The following is a 17375-nucleotide window of genomic DNA, read 5'->3' as shown; positions in this document are numbered from 1 at the left end:
AAGAGCATATTAAACAGTAAGGAAAAGGTTAGATGCAATAGTATATTATCTGCTGAAATCCATTTATGTATACACAAAAATGAGAATGTTTGTAGTGTTTTCAATTTCAAGTGGACGTACTGCGATACTTGTACCTAAAATTTCCTCTCATTGCTCGTTCTTCATTAATAATATTCCCCCTTCAATTAAAGCGATTATAGTCTGAGCACTTTTTTTTGCGTATATGGTAGAATCTAATTGTTTTTTCTCCTTCATTTCCTTTAAAGCTGCTTCAACTGTATTTTTTTTCCATTTCAGCATGTGAGTTGATAGCCCAATCAAACATCTTGTTTAATTTTCCACATATAAGGCAATATACATTATAGGAGATGGTAAATTAATGAAACATTATGATGCAATTATTATTGGATTCGGAAAAGCTGGAAAGACATTAGCAAACACACTCGCTCAGCAAGGAAAACAAGTGGCGATGATTGAGAAGTCATCCGAGATGTACGGTGGAACCTGTATCAATATTGCCTGTATTCCAACAAAATCACTCGTTTATCAATCAAATGAACGTAAATATTCTGAAGCACCTAAAAAAGACTTTTATCGAAATGCGATTGAATCAAAAAATGACTTAACTTCCCTTTTACGCAATAAAAACTATCAGATGTTAGCAGATCAAGATACTGTAATTATCTATACTGCTGAAGCAAGCTTCCTTGATGATCATACGGTTCAGTTAATTTCTGAAACCGAAACATTAGAACTAACGGCAGAGAACTTCTTTATTAATACTGGTTCCCTTCCTGTAATTCCACCAATTGACGGAATCAAGGAGAGTAAACATGTTTATACATCAACAACACTTCAACAATTAGATGTACTTCCTGAAAAGCTCGCAATCATTGGTGGTGGTTATATTGGCTTAGAGTTCGCCTCTATATATGCAAACTTTGGTTCTGAGGTTACCATCCTTGATAACGGTTCTACTTTCTTACCAAGAGAGGATCGTGATATAGCTGAGGAAGTAAAAAAAGTACTAGAAGCAAAAAAAATTACTATTACATTGGATAGTGGTGCAACATCCATCATAGACCAAGATGGAGCTGTTACTGTTCAATATGAAAAGGAAAAAAATAAGGAGGAAATAACTGCTTCTGCCCTTTTAATTGCAACTGGCAGAAAACCAAATACTGAAGGACTTGGTCTTGAGAACACTTCTGTTGAAATCGATGATAAAGGCGCTATTATTGTCGATGACCAATTAAAAACAACAGCAACACATATTTGGGCATTGGGCGATGTTAAAGGTGGTCCACAATTTACTTATATTTCCTTAGATGATTTCCGAATTGTTCGCGACCAATTCGTTGGAGAAGGAAATTATACACTTAAAGACCGTCAAAACATCCCTGATTCCGTATTTATTGATCCCGTATTATCGCATGTCGGACTTAGTGAAGATGCCGCGAAGAAAAAAGGCATTTCATATAAAGTCGCCACAATGAGGGCAGGCGAGATTCCGCGATCACAAATAATCAAACAAACGGATGGAATGTTAAAAGCATTAATCGATCCTGATTCAAAGGAAATTTTAGGTTGCACCTTATTCTGTGCAGAATCCAGTGAAATGATTAATATCGTCAGACTTGCGATGGAAGCGAAACTTCCATACACATTCTTACGCGATCAGATATTCACACACCCATCGATGAGTGAAGGATTGAATGATTTATTTAGTAAATTTGAGTAAGATAGAAGTGGTCGGAATCATGAGCTATCCTTCATGATTCCGGCTTGTTTTTCGCTTTTTTGCGTGTCATAAAACGTGTGAGAAGATTATTAGATATGGGTTATAAAAACTTATTAGAGAATCCGTGAAGAATTCAGAATAAATATTATGCAATATACATCTATTGCAATTGATGGAAAGAGGGTCTGAAACACAGTGAGTAATTACAATAATAAGACTTTTAAGATATTCATTTGTTTTCTACTTTTAATTCAACTCAAGTACCGAAAGTTTATATAGAGTTTATATAACTTGTTTATGATGAGGAATGTAAATGAAAAGAAGGAGGTATACTGTATGTTTTTAGCATTAAAAGAATTAAAACATGGTAAGTTACGTTTTACAATGATAGGGCTTATCATTGTATTAATCGCATGGCTTGTATTTATCCTTTCAGGTTTAGGAAATGGATTATCTACACTAAGCGCCGCGACGATTAAAAACTGGGAAGCAGAGCATGTTGTTTATGAAAAAGGGGCGGGTGCGACATTCTCAAAATCATTATTATCTCAATCGCTGCAAAGTGAAATTGAAGCTCAGCCAGGTGTAGAAGAGGTTGCACCATTTTCTCAAGTAGTTATTGCAATTTTGCCAATTGGTGGGGTTGCTGAAGGGGAGAACAAAGTAGATGCCGCTCTATTAGGTATTGAAGCAGGCTCATTTTTACATCCTGAAGTAATAGAGGGTAAAGCAATTGATCCGAATATTAAAAATGGGGTTGTTGCGAATGTCACAATAAAAAATCAAAATGGCTATGAAATTGGGGATCAGATAGCAATTGATGGTTCTGAACTAAATGCAGAAATTATTGGTTTTGTGAAAAACGAGACATTCAATCACTTGCCTTCACTATTTGGAAACATGGATTTTGTACGGGAGTATAAATATTCCGCACCTGGGTCAAATAATGGAGTTGAAGATGCTATCAATGCATTCACCATATTAGGTAAAGATGTGGATGCCATTCAAATGGAAAAAGAATTAGATGGCATTGAAGTAGTAACAAAATCCTCAGCTATTAATGGTATGCCAGGTTATACTGCGGAAAATGGTACAATCATGATGATGCTTGTGTTCTTAATTGTCATTTCTGCTTTCGTCATTGCAGTATTTTTCTATGTGCTAACCATCCAAAAAACACAGCAATTTGGTGTGATGAAAGCAATTGGTGCTTCAAATGGATTTATAGCTAAAGCAATCGTGTCCCAAGTATTTGTGTTGTCATTTTTTAGTATTTTAATAGGAATTGGTCTCACATATTTAACTGCTATGGTGTTCCCAGAGGAAATGCCATTTAATTTAGATCCTGTATTAGTTATTATATATGGAATCGTCCTATTAGCGATTTCTGTTGGTAGCTCATTGTTTTCTATTCGTCGAATTTCAAAAATAGATCCATTAACAGCGTTAGGGAGGGTTGAATAATGACTTTAAGCATGAAAAATGTCTCAAAAGTATATAAAGAAGGCGACACTCAAATAATTGCTTTAGATCAAGTATCAATGGAGGTTGCGCCTGGTGAATTTGTAGCAATCATAGGTCCATCAGGTTCCGGAAAATCGACGTTTCTATCGATTGCTGGTGCGTTATTAAAACCCTCGCAAGGTGAAGTGAAAATTAATAATAAGAATATCGCAACACTAAAAGACAAAGAGCTTTCCGATTTGCGATTACATGAAATAGGATTTATTTTACAAACGTCTAACCTAATGCCATATTTAAACGTATTAGACAATTTGCTTGTTATAAAAAGGATGTCGGGTAAAGTAACAAAACAAGATGAAGCCTTTGCAAAAGAATTATTAACAGGGCTTGGTATGACAAGTAAGTTCGGGAAATTTCCAAACGAGCTTTCTGGAGGAGAACGTCAACGTGTAGCAATCGCACGTTCATTTATGAATGATTCATCGCTTATTTTAGCCGATGAACCTACTGCATCATTGGATACAAACCGTGCAAATGAGGTCGTTTCCCTTATTTCAAAAGAAGTTAAAGCACGTGGTAAAGCGGCTGTTATGGTAACACATGATGAACGAATGCTAGCAAATTGCGACCGTGTTTACCGCATGGAAGATGGTAAATTAACGTTACAATAAAAAGATTAATAGCTGACATGAAACTAAATTCACTAAAAAGCGGAGGCGTTACGATGCAGATTTTATTAGTAGATGATGATTTAGATACATTACAACTAGTATCTATACATTTGGAACGTGCAGGGTATAAAGTGCATATTGCTGACGATGCGGAAGCAGCGCTAACGTTATTAGAAACTTACAAAGTGGATTTGGCGATTGTAGACGTTATGATGCCAGGAATGAATGGTTTTGAATTAACAGAAATTCTGACGAAAGATTATGAGATACCTGTAATTTTATTGACTGCTAAAGGCCAATTAGTCGATAAAGAAAAAGGATTTATTGCTGGATCGGAAGATTACATAGTAAAACCATTTGAACCTAGCGAATTATTATTTAGGGTTGCAGTTGTTTTACGACGTTATGAACGATCATTAGAAAACTTCATAGAAATCGGAAATGTGAAAATTGATCGAAAAAACTACGAAATAATTATAAGAAATGAAACCGTTTTGTTGCCTTTGAAGGAATTTGAGCTACTCACTTTACTCGCATCACGAAGTGGAAAAATCGTACAACGAATTTTTCTGATTGAGCAGACATGGGGAATTGATACTGAGGGCAATGACGCTACGTTGAATACACATATTAATCGATTGAGGGAGCGATTAATACGTTATGAGGCGGATGTTGAAATTCTAACCGTTCGTGGAATTGGTTATAAATTAGAGATGTTGAAATGAAAACACTTTATCGACAATTTATTAGCGCCACGTTATTAATTTTGTTCTGTAGTATCATCGTCGGATTTGCCCTTGCAAATATTATTTACTTTTCAATCTCAAAGGATAATATTAACTCACAAAATGTAAAGTTTGCTCAAGAGGTTGCGAATGGAATTGAAAATATGCATGATTCTAAGGATTCGATGCATGCATATTTATCATTAATCGGTAATTCAGGCTATCAACTATATTTAATTTCTAGTGCCGGAGAAAAATACCCTTTTGGTGAAGAATTTGAAAACTTTAAGATACCTCATGAAACAGTTCAAACGATTATTGATGGTGAAGTATACCATGGGATGAAATACGCACCGAGTTCGTTATTTATGATGGGGCATTTTTCCAATAGCTTGGAAAATTCAGTTGGGGTACGTGTTATTACCAATAAAAACCAATACGCATTATTTTTAAGGCCTGATAACAAATCAATTTTCTCGGATATACATGTTGTTTTAATGAGCTTTGTCGTTGCAATCGCTATAATTAGCTTACTAGGTGTGGTTGTAATGACTCGAAAATTAATTCGACCCATTTCATCATTAACAGAAGCAACAAAGGCGGTAAAAAATGAAAATTTTAATTATCGATTAAATATTTCTCGAAATGATGAGATAGGCCAATTGGCGGAAAACTTTAATTTGATGCAGCTACAGCTTGCTCATAATGATGAATTACGTAAGGCATTTATCAATGACGTTTCTCATGATTTTCAGTCGCCACTAATGAATATTCAAGGTTACTCTGATCTACTGCAAAATGATGAACTAAGGAAAGAAGAAAGATTACAGTATGCAGCGATTATTCAGCGAGAATCTAAGAGATTATCGAACTTAACAAAACAATTACTCATCTTAACCTCATTAGATCAGGCTTCTTATTCCTTACAGAGGAATAGTGTCCGATTAGATGAACAGTTAAAAGAGATTATTAGGAAGTCACAATGGTTGATCAATGAACGTGAATTAGAACTATCCTATAAATTAGAACCTGTATCTATTCAAGGCGATGCAGAATTACTCATGAGTGTGTGGGATAATTTATTAAGTAATGCGATTAAGTATTCTGAATTTGGAATTATTATTTCGATTACTTGTCGACAAGTACATGACGAAATTCAAATTATTTTTAAAGATTCAGGAATAGGGATTAATAATGAACAACTAACTCAAATATTTGTCCGCTTTTATCGAGTAGATACTGCAAGAAAGAAAGACGGAACGGGGCTAGGACTATCAATTGTCAAGAAAGTTGTAGAATTACATGGTGGACAAGTAAATGTAACAAGTACAATCGGAAAAGGAAGTACATTTGAAATTAAATTACCAATTAGAAGGAGCTAAAATCATGGAAAAGAAATGGTCAATTCGATTAATTCGTTTTGCAGCTATTTTTGGGGTAATCGGTACATTTTTAGGGTCGAAAATGAGTGGGAATATGGATTATTCATTGCGTCCGATACATGCACATATATTATTAGTTGGATGGTTATCCGTATTTGCATGGGGAATATTTTATAAAGTCTATACTGTAAAATATAAAAAACTTGTGTCAATACAAGCTATTACAGCAATGCTTGGTGCATTTGGTCTAACGTTTGGTATGTGGATGTATAATTTAAACCCATTTAACTTAAATGAAGCATTTGTGTTGATATCCTTCATTGTAGGAGGAACTTTATTATTATTGTCATTTGCATTATTTGTAGTGGTTACTTTCTTTACGGAGGATACGAACTAATTTCGTTGACGGGTGTTTGTAAAACAAATATCCAATATTCATCTTATAATTTTTCATGAATTCAAAGCAACTAGGACATATTTAAATATGTCGTGGAATACGATTGTAGCCCATCTTTTATATGATGAAGAATTTCCGAAGATACGTCTTAGAGTCAAGAAAACAGACAGTGGAATCTGGAAATTTTCAGCTATCTGTTTCTGATGCCCTGATTGATGCCGAAACTTATAAAAATCAGTATAATTAAATTGAATGAATCAATCCAGAACGTTGATGTAGAGCAATTTGTACTAGTAGGTATATAACTGTAATAGCCCGGACTCTATGGGCGGCATGATGTAAGTCATCCTTTCGAAAAAAAGCATCAACTCCAATTCTTGGGGTTGACGCTTTTTTCGGTATAGAAAAGCATGTGTTTTTGAATGTCACTTTGGTGTTTATGACTTCAGTTACTCATGGCTATCATGGTTGGATATGAAATGGTATAACGGGAGGATCCTGTTGATTTTGAAAGCCGGAAAGAGAAAATTTAAAGGATTGAGCGGTACCAGCGGTTCTCGTTGAATCCAGAATTATATTAGAAGCTGGTACAGTTCACGCCGTTCACTCTATAGAGTTTGGTGATTCTTTATCTGTCACTTCAAGTACATCTAGGAGGAAAACAAACACTGGAATACCAATAATCAGTCCCCAAACACCAAAGAAGTTTTGCGAAAAAATGAGCACAACGAACGTATAGAAAACGGGTAAATCCGTTTTTGAAGACATTAATTTTGGATTTAAGATATATGCTTCAATCGCATGAATAATCATAATCGCTATAATTACATAGACGACCTTTAGAAATCCGCCGATTGTAAATGCAATTAGAGTCAGGGGGACAAGTGAAATGATGACTCCAGCAACAGGAATGAGTCCTAAAAAGAAAATCATGATTGCGAGTCCAATGATTTGTGGGAACCCAAGGATCATCAAGAGAATCACTGACAAAATGGTATTGACGATTGCAATGATAAATTGTGCTTCAATCACTTTTCCAAACGTGCGTGTAAACTTTTGGCCGAAAAATTGAATTTCATAATAAAAAGGGGCAATCTTGCTGTTCTTAAATTTACTTGTGAATTCCTTCAATCGAGGTTTTTCCAGTAAGAAAAATAAACTTAAAATCAAGGCAAGCAGTACTTGGATACTTGTTTTGCTAATATCTGTGAAAGATTTCAACAGAAAAGAAAAACCGTTTTCTAAATAGGCAGAAATTTGATTGCTAGTAATAATTGTTTCTACATAGTTAATCAGAACATTATCATGTGGCTGTGAATAAAAGTTCGTAATCCGTCTGATCAGTTGGCTAATTTCCATCGTGATTAAAGGTAAGTATTTCACAAGACCGTATGTCAATAACCCGACAATTAAAGTATAAAGTAACACCACAAGCACCTTGCGGTTTAATTGTACATGCCTGACTGTAAACTCTACTAGTCGATCCATTAAAAACGTGAAAATAAATGTAAGCAAGATGATATTAATCATACTTTTCACGCTAAATAGAATTAAAACAATCAAACCAAATATGATGATGCGTTTTACTCCTTTTTTTAGAAAAAATGCTGATATCGTATCCATATTTACAAAACCCCTTATTAACTAGTTTACTGTAAAATGTCTCTCAATTTAGTATCAACTTGTACGATAGAGATTACAAGCGTGAACTCCATTATCCAGTTACTTTCTTCGTATATTCCGCTCTATTAAGTGAAAAACGAACAATCCGTAAAATGATTAGACAGAAAAATAAGTCCTGTATATTAGAAGGACACTGAAAAAAGTATAGTTATGGTGATTTGTATCCTCTACAAAAGTTTAGGGCTCGTCTGTCTCGCTTTCCCGCAGGTGTTTCATGCCGCCGCATCAAATAGGAGAGTAGGTATAAGAAAATATCTTATTTCAGAGTTTTTAAAAACAATTGAAAGTGCAGATCGAATTTTGTTCATCCATCATGGGGAGCTAATTGAATCCGGCACACACGAAGAACTGTTGGAAATGAAAGGCTTTTATCATGAACTATATGAAAGTCAGTTTACAATCTGAATCTAATACAATAGAAAACACCAAAGATCTAATCAAAAAGACGACTCCAAATTTGAAGTCGTCTTTTTAATTGGAAGGTCATTAAAAACCGTAAGTTTTTCAGTGGCCTGATATGCTATTCTTTTGTTCGAATTTCTATATAGCGTATTTGATGCCCGTCTAGCTCTTTGATTATAAAAAGGAAGCCATCTTGCTCAATTCCTTCTCCTTCTTTGAGATCGTAATTATGCGACAAGTACCATCCGCCAATCATATCCGCAGTATTCTTTTTCAAAGATGTTCCAAGTAGATGATTGATTTCATCTATTAATACTTTACCGCTGACAATATAATGGTCTTCTGAAATTCTTGTGATTTCTGCAATCTCATCTGCATCAAATTCATCGTGTATATCCCCGACAATTTCTTCAAGGATGTCTTCGATTGTTACCAATCCAGCCGTACCGCCATATTCATCGATTACAAGCGATAATTGGGACCGTTCTTTTTGCATTCTTTTTAGAACCTGATCAATGGGCAATGTTTCGATTACCACTGGTATCGGATGCAACAAGTCTTTAATGGAGAATGACTCTAAGGACGAACGATCTCCGAGAGTAAAGTATAGCAAATCCTTATTGTTGATAAAACCTATGATATTATCGATATCACCCTCATAAATGGGATAACGTGTATATCTTTCCTCTTGGATTGTATATGCTACTTCATCGAAAGAAGCATCCGAGGATAACGTTACCATTTCAGTCCGTGGCACCATAATCTCTTTTGCAACTCGGTTGTCAAATTCGAACATTTTGTTAACATAGTTCAGTTCGGACTGGTTAATTTCTCCGCTTTTAAAACTGTCTGACAAAATGAGCCGTAACTCTTCTTCAGTATGAGCAACTTCGTGTTCCGATGCTGATTTAAAGCCGAATAGACCTATAAGCAAACGAGCTGACCCATTCAACACAAAGATAAAGGGAAACATTAACTTATAGAACCACATTATTGGTTTAGACAAAAGCAATGTCAATTCCTCTGCTTTTTGGATTGCGATTGTCTTCGGAGCAAGTTCCCCTACTACAACATGTAGGAAAGTTATAAAGACAAAGGCAATGACAAAAGAAGAAATCTGGGAAACAGATGGATCTACATTGAATTTTTCGAACAGTGGATGCAGCATTGTCTCGACTGTCGGTTCACCGAGCCAACCAAGTCCTAAAGCGGTAATTGTAATTCCTAATTGGCAGGCAGAGAGATACTCGTCCAAATGAGTGGTGACATGCTTTGCAGATATCGCACCTTTTCGTCCTTCTACAACGAGTTGATCAATTCTTGAGCCTCTCACTTTTACTAATGCAAATTCTGTTGCTACAAAGAAAGCTGTTAAAGCAATCAATACTGCGACTAATACTAAATTTAATATTTCCACTATGTCAACCTTACATTAAGCAAGGCCTCCACCTCCTGATATGAATGTTTGCTACTTTCGCATGTTCAATTATACAAGTAATTGTAATAAAGCTTGAATTACAGGCAGAGTCTCATGAGTAATGCTCTCCTTAATCGAAGAGTTTTCCCAATCAGCTCGCCTCCAAACTATCACGCGATGGTTTTAGTTTAACATTTTTTTGAAACAATAAACAAATATTGAATAAACGATTTTTCATATTTTAAAAAGGTGTTCATTAAATGTACAAAATTCTTAATTGACGTGCCAAAAATCATATACGGTTTATCTGTGGATTTTCAGGTTTTGAAGCTGTTGCAGTAGATATATTAAAGTGTACTTAAAAAAATTTGAATCGAACATAATACAATCTGTTCGATTTGCAAAAAAAGGGGGAGGATCGGTTCATTGTTGGATGGAGCTAATCGAGTTTCCTGTTCAACTAACGTGGTGCTTATATACTAATAGTAATAATGAAACTTTATTCTCTTAAAAACGTATAGTATCTTAATAGGGAGGTGAGTGAATGTTCTTAGGTGCAGTGGTTGGTAGCTTATTTGCAAGCACTTTTTGTATCATCTTTGGTTATTTAATTTGGAAAAAAGAAGAATTATCGCTTATATCCGGATATAATGAAAAAACATTTAGTGGAGATAAGGAGAAGTTAGCTCGCGGAATTGGAATTTTGCTCATTGTAATTGGAATTTTAACAATTTTACTCCCGTTTGGTTTGGAATTTGTAGGTTCGATAACTGGTATAATTTACGGTTTTATTGTTGTTGTAGGTTCAGTAGTTACTTATTTGTATGTTAAATCCAGGAAGTAGAATTTAACAGTTTCTAGGAGTAAATAATTAAAGTAACTGGTGCGTTTCTTTAAAAAGGATGTACTCCCAGCTATTTGCCCGAGTTCATTACGTTTGAAGTTAACAAACGGCATAATAATTAGTTACCTCTGAAAAATTTATTAGGGTTTAATGCAAAAAATAAAGGAAAAACGCGTGCAAGTTCATCTTCGCTTTAATCTAACAGCCCCGCCTTGAGTGATCTCGCAGTTTTAGGAAGAATTATTCTAAGCTAGGGTTCAAAGGTGACGGTCATTTCGCTTGACGAGTTATAGAATGACTTAATGGTCGACCACACCGAATACAAACAAGGGCCCCCGCTTAATAGCTGAGATCCTTGTTTGTATTCGGTGCAAATTTGCGGTCAGTAAAATAGACACGCACGGGTACATCACTTTCCATTTTAATTCGTTACACTATTTGCTTTGATTTTATTCGTAATATAGCTGGAGCAAGTGGTCATAAATATAAGACCTACGATCATTATGACGATACAGCTCACTAAATAAGATGAATCGATGCTTAGTAATACATTATTTCTGAACCAAGATTGGAATGGCAACCCTAATCCGAGTAAAACGCCGAAGAATGCCACTTTAGTCGGCCAGCCTTTTCCCTTCATCTTTTTAATCGAACCGTTTACAAATAATCGTAGTAGTCCTAATCCCATACCAACAAAAAAGAAGATTAGTAAAAATAGCTTAGCACTTTCATTCAGTATGAACGCTTTGCCAATTATTCCAACAGCGCCTAATAAGGAAATATTCATGATAATAGTAGTTTTTTTCAATAAAATCACCTTCCGTTTTTTGATTACCACTAAACAAGCTGTTGAATGGTATGTCTTTATTTTATTTTGTTGGTAGAATGAAAGCAATAAACAAAAGATGTGATTATGTTCAATAGTACGGAGGCGATGGCATGGCTTCAATATACGATGAAATGAATGGAAGAACGAAGGAGAATATCCAGAAGAGTTTTCTGCAGTTACTAAAGGAAAAGCCATTTATGAAAGTATCTGTGAGAGATATAACCACGATGTCTGAGATTAACAGAGGGACTTTTTACTTGCATTACGAGGACAAATTTGATCTTCTATACCAAATAGAGGACAACTTGCTTAAAGGACTTGAATTGCAATTGAACCGTCTAAAACCAGACGTTTTGCTTTTGGAAGCAGAAAATGGTCGAATTTCAGCGCTTGCTGTTGAAGTGTTTCGCTATATTAAAACAAATGCAGAACGCTTCCAGGTGTTATCAGGTGAAAATAACCAATTAGGTTTTCATAGGCGTCTCAAGCAGTTTTTTCTTCATCACTTTGGAGAAAAAATGATGCAAAATAGTACGTTTTTTAAAGATTTAAGCATACGAAAAGATTATTTGTCAGCGTTTGCAACCTCTGCTTTTTTAGGATTAATTGAGCAATGGCTAGATAATTCCTTAGCTGAATCTCCAGATGAAATGGCTGATATGTATATTCAAATCATTCTTTTTATAAGGAATATGTGATGCAATTGCCTATAAAAGACTGATGTAACTCTTGTAAAAGATGTTACTCACTTGCGCGATTCAATCACGTTTTACTAAACGCATTGAATTAGAAAAGCACTCTGTTCATTAGAGGCCACTGAAAAAGTCCTTTTCAACAGGATTATGCTAAAACTGTTGATTTCCGGAGCGAAGAGAACCACCTTTTATCGACCTTAAAACAGAAACATTTACTACACACGGAGGTAGACCTTAAATGGAAACGAAACTGATAAGGATAGCAGAACTAGCTAAAGAGCAACCCGATATGAAGTTCACATCACTTATACACTTACTTAACGAGGAAAATCTCAAACGATGTCACCATGAACTGCCAGCTGGAAAAGCGACCGGCATCAAACGAATTACCAAAGAAGCATATGGTGAAAACTTGGATGATAACATCGCAAGGCTTGTAGAGAAAATGAAAATGAATAGCTACAAGCCGATTCCAGTGAGAAGAACATATATCGCAAAAGCAGGATCAAAGATGAAAAGGCCCCTAGGGATTCCAGACCACGAAGATAAGATTGTTCAAAAAGGGATAGCAAAGATACTAAATGCCATCTATGAACCAATCTTCTTAGATTGTTCTTTTGGATTTCGCCCAAACCGAAACTGCCATGATGCCCTTAAAATACTCAACGTTTATATTGAGAAGCGACATACGAATTTTATCGTAGACGTCGATAATTAAGGGATTCTTCGATAATGTCAGTCACGAATGGATGATGAAATTCCTAGAACACAAAATAGCCGACCGAAATCTACTTAGAATTATCGGTAGATTCCTAAAGGGTGGATATATGGAAGATGGAAAGTACTACAAAACAGATGTAGGAACACCACAGGGCAGCTTATGCAAAGCTTCGCATAAGCCGCCTTGGAAGGAAAACTGGCGACTTACTATGAAATGTGGATGGGTGAAATGGAATAAAAGAAGCAGTGTTTATATAAGGAACTAACCACGATTCAACTGGGCGATGTATCTCAAGCAAGTCATTATTTCAGAAAGTTGGATCTGTGGTCTTGTTTGTCATATAGATTAAAGAATTGAATGGGGTGGTACTAGATTGACAGTTTTTACATTTATAGCGATTATCCTCTTTGCATCGATTTTACAAACAAGTACTGGATTCGGTTTTTCGATTATGGCAACACCCTTTTTACTTATGATTTTTGAACCAAGAGAAGCAATTCAAATCAACCTGATTTTGTCGCTCGTCATTTCCACTGCTCTTATTCTCAAAATACGTAAAGACGTAGATGCTGGCATAGTGAAACGATTTATAATTGGAAGCTTGCCCGGCTTGCCAATTGGGATTCTTGTTTTCTTGTTGGCGGATACGGGAAAATTGAAGTTTGGCATTAGCATCGTCATTCTTATTCTCACACTACTACTCATTTTGAATTTCCGGCTTAAAAGGACAGAGCGTCGTGACTTTGCTGTCGGCGGATTATCTGGTGCGCTTACTACAGGAATCGGCATGCCTGGCCCGCCACTTTTACTTTACTTTTCCGGAACCGAAACGACAAAAGAAACATTGCGCGCAACGACGCTTGCGTTTTATCTTTTTATTTATTCCATCAGTCTAGTCATTCAAATGTTCTTCGCTGGAACAAATAAAGTTGTATGGACTTCAAGTTTGGCTGCATTGCCACTTGTGTTTATCGGGTTGTATGTAGGTCAGATCTTGTTTCATCATATTAGTCAAAAGTATTTTCGTATTTTCACATATTGTATTTTATTGTTTACAGGGATTTATTTATTGGTTCAGTAACTCCTTCTCTTTTTGTTTGACAATACCAAATAATGTTACTATGAGAGTAGAGGATGTCAAAAGCTTGGGGGAGTTTGTATGAATGAACAAATTATATTGTCCGTAGAGAATCTGTCGAAAACGTATGAAAGTGCGGGAGAACCGGTTCATGCACTTAAAAATGTTTCCTTTTCATTGAAAAAAGGCGAGCTCATTGCGGTTATGGGGACGAGTGGTTCGGGGAAGAGTACGTTGCTCAATGTGCTCGGTGCTTTGGATGAACCAAATTCGGGTAAAGTCAGTGTGAATGGCCAGTATTCGAAAAGTATGTTTAAAGAACCATTGGCGACAGACTACAGGCGTGATAATATCGGCTTCATTTTTCAGTCGTATAATTTGCTGAAAGATTTGACGGTTGAAGAGAATATTGGGCTTCCTCTTTTATTGAAAGAAGAATCGAAGGATGAGATCGATCGGAAGACAGGGGAAATGATGGAGTTAATGGGGCTTGGGAATTGGAAGCATCATCGTCCCGTTCAACTTTCCGGTGGGCAACAACAACGTGTTGCAATCGGTCGGGCGCTTATTACAGAACCTCCAATTGTTCTTGCAGATGAACTAACTGGAAACCTCGACACGAATACGGCAAAGGAAATTTTACGTGTGTTGACGGATATGAAAGAGAAGTTTAACCAAAGTATGCTGGTTGTCACGCATGATCCAAAAGTTGCAACGTATGCAGATCGTGTGTTGTTTTTTCACGATGGTGAAATTGTTGATGAATATAAATGTACAGGTACTGATGACATCGATCGCATTATGCATATATTCCAGAAGATCCTAGAAGGACAACCAGTTTGAAGTCGTTAAGCAGTCTGGCACTGCGTTTATTTCGAACGAATAAATTCATCGTTTTCACTTCGATGATGAGCATTGCAATCGCCGTATCACTAGTCATTACGATGTCGGTTTTTTCAGCGAATGCAAAACAAGCGCTTCAAGATGAAATGAAAGCATTGTACGGAGAATTGGATTTAGCGGTTGTTTATGATGATACGAACATTATACAAAATAAAACTGCACTTTATAACTTTGTTGCGGATCATCCAGGAACGGAATTGATAACGGAAGTTTTGGTGACGCAAGCGCATGTCCATCCACTCGGTGGTGAGGTATATACGGTTGGAATCGAAAACAACAGGCTTGCGCAAAGTAGGTATAAGACGACGGAAACACTAGAAAAGGATTCCGTCATCATGACAGCGGAGCTTGCGGATTCACTGAACTTATCTGTCGGTGACAATGTTGAAATTGAAGATAGCATGTTTTCTTTGATTGAGATTATTGAGAATGCAAAAGGAACTGGAATTGCTACGGACATACTCATTTTCGCGTTAGATACAGCACACTCCTTTAAAAACCTTGAGGAGCGTTTTAGTAAGTTTGAAACGACCGCACTTATGATTAAGGCGAAGAAAGATATAGATGTAGTGTCGATGGCGGTTGATTTGAAGAAGTTTAATGAGGAATTGCGGATTGATATAATGGCACAAAATGAATTTGCGACCAGCAACATGAGTTCACTTAATACATTTATCATTGTTATGTCAGTACTTATTTTGATCGTTACGTCATTAATGGTCATTTCAAACTTCGATTTATTCATGTACAAAAATAGAAATCAATTTGCGATTATGCGTGCTATGGGTGCGAAAACAAAACAGATTTCAAGGATTGTGTTTATTCAAAGTATTATCATTAACAGCACGGGGATCATTTTAGGACTTTTAATTGCCATCGTGGGAAATAAAGTTGTCCAATCGGCCTTAGAAAGATTCTTTTCTTTAGAGGTAAGCACAGCCCCATTTAACCTAGGTGTGGCAGGGGGCGTCGTCCTAATAAGTGCGGTGATTATTCAACTCTTTCTATACGTCCCAGTTTATAAGTCATCCAAAATGTTGCCGCTCATGATGATGCAAGATAATGAAAAAATAGATTTTGGGCATCAAGGCGTCCGTCGAAAAATCGGTAAACTTTTGATGGGTTCGGCGACATTTGTCATTCTATTCGGTATGCTTCTTGCTAAAGACGGGGGGATCAGGGCATTATCTATACTGTTTGGCGCTGTTCTACTTCTTGCATCCCTATTTACGCTGTTCCCGATCTACATCGCCCCGTTGTTAAGGTCGTTGTTACCTGCGACGAGAAAATTATTCGGGAAAGAAGCGTATATTGCGGTACAGAACTTTATTCCACAAGTTAGAAAAAACACCTTTGTCATTCTCTCGATTAGTATTTTAATGATTATTACGGTGTTTGGTTCCGTTTTAATGACCACGATTCAGCAAAGTAATGTTCAGTATATCGACAGCCAATTTCCAACGTCCATTATAATGAAGAGCCGAATTTATGAGACGGACATTGATGCCGTTAAATTGAGTGAAGAGGTTAGGACAGGGCTTCCGGATGTGCAAGTGAGCGCAGTGAGCAATTTTGGCGGCGCAGAACTTCTAGTAGACGAGAGGCGAATTTCATTTAGTTATGTATTTGGTGATCTGGAAGGTTTCAAGAATATGGGGTTGTTGCCTGAGGTCTCTGGGTCACGAGCTGAAGCAGTGATCCTTTCGCCGGAGTTTGCTAAGAGTCAAAAGTTAAATGTGGGAGACGCTCTCGACATCGGGATGTATTCAAACGAGAAGCAAGGAATTGAATATGTGACGACGATGATTGTCGGTGCGATTACCGATACGATTATCAATTCGGATGTCCTTTTTGATTGGCAAGTATCCGCAATGAAAGGTGAATTTACTGCATTTGATAGGCTTTTTGTTCGGGCAGGAGATGAACAGGGAGCCGTCTTAGCGCTTGAAAGCTTTAAAAGTCAATATCCAGAGTTGCAAATCAGTACGCATTCCAAGTCTTTAGAAGAAGCATCGGCTATGTTTTTGCAGCGTTGGTCTATTTTCATCGCCGTCTTAATCGCGCTTGTTCTTTCGGTTATGGCGGGTATTTTTAATACGCTTGTTAATAATATTTATTCGAAAAGAAAAGAGTTTGCGGTTTTACGAACGGTTGGGGTTAGACCTCAAGGGGTCGTGAAAATAATCATCACACAAATTGTTTTGTATGTAATGATTGGCCTGTTGTTTGGGGTCGTTTGCGGATTGCTTTTATCATTCGTAATTTCGCTTATAGATCCAGGGGGCTACGCTGTTGATATGGTGATTATATTGTCCGTGGCGTTGTCAATGCTTGTGATGAGCATCGTGTTGTTTATCCCGATTGGACGAAAAATTGGCAATCAAAATATTAGTGTTGAAGTACTGCATGATAATAAATAATGT

General features: G+C 36.5%; 17 protein-coding genes. 13 read left to right on the top strand and 4 right to left on the bottom strand.

From position 1 onward, the window contains the following. Positions 1-147: 147 nt before the first annotated feature. Positions 148-300 (bottom strand): hypothetical protein, encoded by a 153-nt coding sequence (locus ACP8HH_RS16610; protein ID WP_438313208.1) that lies wholly within the window; start codon positions 298-300, stop codon positions 148-150. Between the two features lie 79 nt (positions 301-379). Here ACP8HH_RS16610 and ACP8HH_RS16605 point away from each other — a divergent pair, with 79 nt between their 5' ends. The 6 genes from ACP8HH_RS16605 (at position 380) to ACP8HH_RS16580 (ending at position 6380) form a co-directional block, all read left to right on the top strand. Further along, positions 380-1741: an FAD-containing oxidoreductase gene (locus ACP8HH_RS16605; RefSeq protein WP_438313206.1), complete on the top strand. Its 1362-nt coding sequence runs from the start codon at positions 380-382 to the stop codon at positions 1739-1741. Between the two features lie 336 nt (positions 1742-2077). Beyond that, positions 2078-3205, top strand: coding sequence for an ABC transporter permease (locus ACP8HH_RS16600; RefSeq protein ID WP_438313204.1), 1128 nt, complete (start codon positions 2078-2080; stop codon positions 3203-3205). Then, positions 3205-3876, top strand: a complete 672-nt coding sequence (locus ACP8HH_RS16595) for an ABC transporter ATP-binding protein (RefSeq protein ID WP_438313202.1) — start codon at positions 3205-3207, stop codon at positions 3874-3876. The genes ACP8HH_RS16600 and ACP8HH_RS16595 overlap by 1 nt, the downstream gene beginning before the upstream one ends. Positions 3877-3929: 53 nt before the next feature. Beyond that, on the top strand, positions 3930-4601 hold the full coding sequence (locus tag ACP8HH_RS16590; RefSeq protein WP_438313200.1) for a response regulator transcription factor: 672 nt from the start codon (positions 3930-3932) through the stop codon (positions 4599-4601). Beyond that, positions 4598-5983 carry a sensor histidine kinase gene (locus ACP8HH_RS16585; RefSeq protein ID WP_438313199.1) on the top strand — a complete coding sequence of 462 codons (1386 nt, stop codon included), beginning with the start codon at positions 4598-4600 and terminating at the stop codon, positions 5981-5983. The genes ACP8HH_RS16590 and ACP8HH_RS16585 overlap by 4 nt, the downstream gene beginning before the upstream one ends. Before the next feature lie 4 nt (positions 5984-5987). Beyond that, a complete protein-coding gene (locus ACP8HH_RS16580) occupies positions 5988-6380 on the top strand; it encodes a hypothetical protein (protein WP_438313197.1) in 393 nt (130 codons plus the stop codon). A gap of 603 nt (positions 6381-6983) precedes the next feature. Here the strand turns inward: ACP8HH_RS16580 and ACP8HH_RS16575 are convergent. After that, positions 6984-8003 (bottom strand): AI-2E family transporter, encoded by a 1020-nt coding sequence (locus ACP8HH_RS16575; RefSeq protein ID WP_438313195.1) that lies wholly within the window; start codon positions 8001-8003, stop codon positions 6984-6986. 210 nt (positions 8004-8213) lie between these two features. Between ACP8HH_RS16575 and ACP8HH_RS16570 the strand changes: the two genes are divergently transcribed. Beyond that, positions 8214-8468 carry a hypothetical protein gene (locus ACP8HH_RS16570; RefSeq protein ID WP_438313194.1) on the top strand — a complete coding sequence of 85 codons (255 nt, stop codon included), beginning with the start codon at positions 8214-8216 and terminating at the stop codon, positions 8466-8468. Positions 8469-8583: 115 nt separating this feature from the next. Here the strand turns inward: ACP8HH_RS16570 and ACP8HH_RS16565 are convergent, their stop codons facing one another. After that, on the bottom strand, positions 8584-9882 hold the full coding sequence (locus tag ACP8HH_RS16565; RefSeq protein ID WP_438313192.1) for a hemolysin family protein: 1299 nt from the start codon (positions 9880-9882) through the stop codon (positions 8584-8586). A gap of 544 nt (positions 9883-10426) precedes the next feature. Here ACP8HH_RS16565 and ACP8HH_RS16560 point away from each other — a divergent pair. Then, positions 10427-10726, top strand: coding sequence for a DUF3784 domain-containing protein (locus ACP8HH_RS16560; protein WP_438313190.1), 300 nt, complete (start codon positions 10427-10429; stop codon positions 10724-10726). Between the two features lie 421 nt (positions 10727-11147). Here ACP8HH_RS16560 and ACP8HH_RS16555 read toward each other — a convergent pair whose 3' ends face one another. Further along, positions 11148-11534, bottom strand: coding sequence for an MFS transporter permease (locus ACP8HH_RS16555; RefSeq protein WP_438313188.1), 387 nt, complete (start codon positions 11532-11534; stop codon positions 11148-11150). A gap of 131 nt (positions 11535-11665) precedes the next feature. On the opposite strand from ACP8HH_RS16555, the gene ACP8HH_RS16550 reads away from it, so the two are divergent. The 5 genes from ACP8HH_RS16550 (at position 11666) to ACP8HH_RS16530 (ending at position 17372) form a co-directional block, all read left to right on the top strand. Then, the gene (locus tag ACP8HH_RS16550) at positions 11666-12253 is read left to right on the top strand and encodes a TetR-like C-terminal domain-containing protein (protein WP_438313186.1); all 588 of its coding nucleotides are present in this window, start codon (positions 11666-11668) and stop codon (positions 12251-12253) included. Between the two features lie 235 nt (positions 12254-12488). Next, positions 12489-12968 carry a reverse transcriptase domain-containing protein gene (locus ACP8HH_RS16545; RefSeq protein ID WP_438313184.1) on the top strand — a complete coding sequence of 160 codons (480 nt, stop codon included), beginning with the start codon at positions 12489-12491 and terminating at the stop codon, positions 12966-12968. 376 nt (positions 12969-13344) lie between these two features. Then, positions 13345-14052 carry a sulfite exporter TauE/SafE family protein gene (locus ACP8HH_RS16540; RefSeq protein WP_438313182.1) on the top strand — a complete coding sequence of 236 codons (708 nt, stop codon included), beginning with the start codon at positions 13345-13347 and terminating at the stop codon, positions 14050-14052. Positions 14053-14130: 78 nt separating this feature from the next. Continuing rightward, positions 14131-14892 carry an ABC transporter ATP-binding protein gene (locus ACP8HH_RS16535; protein ID WP_438313180.1) on the top strand — a complete coding sequence of 254 codons (762 nt, stop codon included), beginning with the start codon at positions 14131-14133 and terminating at the stop codon, positions 14890-14892. After that, complete coding sequence (locus tag ACP8HH_RS16530; RefSeq protein WP_438313179.1) at positions 14889-17372, top strand: FtsX-like permease family protein; 2484 nt, start codon at positions 14889-14891, stop codon at positions 17370-17372. The genes ACP8HH_RS16535 and ACP8HH_RS16530 overlap by 4 nt, the downstream gene beginning before the upstream one ends. The last annotated feature ends 3 nt before the right edge of the window (positions 17373-17375 follow it).

Origin of the sequence: Sporosarcina sp. FA9 (assembly GCF_051550205.1) — a bacterium.
Taxonomy (GTDB): Bacteria; Bacillota; Bacilli; order Bacillales_A; family Planococcaceae; genus Sporosarcina.
Note: the sequence above shows the minus strand (reverse complement) of the source record. Positions and strands in the feature narration are given on the sequence as shown.

Excerpts from the sequence above, each read along its gene's own strand:
- ACP8HH_RS16610 (WP_438313208.1), bottom strand. The coding sequence starts at position 300 with ATGCTGAAATGGAAAAAAAATACAGTTGAAGCAGCTTTAAAGGAAATG.
- ACP8HH_RS16605 (WP_438313206.1), top strand. The coding sequence starts at position 380 with ATGAAACATTATGATGCAATTATTATTGGATTCGGAAAAGCTGGAAAG.
- ACP8HH_RS16600 (WP_438313204.1), top strand. The coding sequence starts at position 2,078 with ATGTTTTTAGCATTAAAAGAATTAAAACATGGTAAGTTACGTTTTACA.
- ACP8HH_RS16595 (WP_438313202.1), top strand. The coding sequence starts at position 3,205 with ATGACTTTAAGCATGAAAAATGTCTCAAAAGTATATAAAGAAGGCGAC.
- ACP8HH_RS16590 (WP_438313200.1), top strand. The coding sequence starts at position 3,930 with ATGCAGATTTTATTAGTAGATGATGATTTAGATACATTACAACTAGTA.
- ACP8HH_RS16585 (WP_438313199.1), top strand. The coding sequence starts at position 4,598 with ATGAAAACACTTTATCGACAATTTATTAGCGCCACGTTATTAATTTTG.
- ACP8HH_RS16580 (WP_438313197.1), top strand. The coding sequence starts at position 5,988 with ATGGAAAAGAAATGGTCAATTCGATTAATTCGTTTTGCAGCTATTTTT.
- ACP8HH_RS16575 (WP_438313195.1), bottom strand. The coding sequence starts at position 8,003 with ATGGATACGATATCAGCATTTTTTCTAAAAAAAGGAGTAAAACGCATC.
- ACP8HH_RS16570 (WP_438313194.1), top strand. The coding sequence starts at position 8,214 with ATGGTGATTTGTATCCTCTACAAAAGTTTAGGGCTCGTCTGTCTCGCT.
- ACP8HH_RS16560 (WP_438313190.1), top strand. The coding sequence starts at position 10,427 with ATGTTCTTAGGTGCAGTGGTTGGTAGCTTATTTGCAAGCACTTTTTGT.
- ACP8HH_RS16550 (WP_438313186.1), top strand. The coding sequence starts at position 11,666 with ATGGCTTCAATATACGATGAAATGAATGGAAGAACGAAGGAGAATATC.
- ACP8HH_RS16545 (WP_438313184.1), top strand. The coding sequence starts at position 12,489 with ATGGAAACGAAACTGATAAGGATAGCAGAACTAGCTAAAGAGCAACCC.
- ACP8HH_RS16535 (WP_438313180.1), top strand. The coding sequence starts at position 14,131 with ATGAATGAACAAATTATATTGTCCGTAGAGAATCTGTCGAAAACGTAT.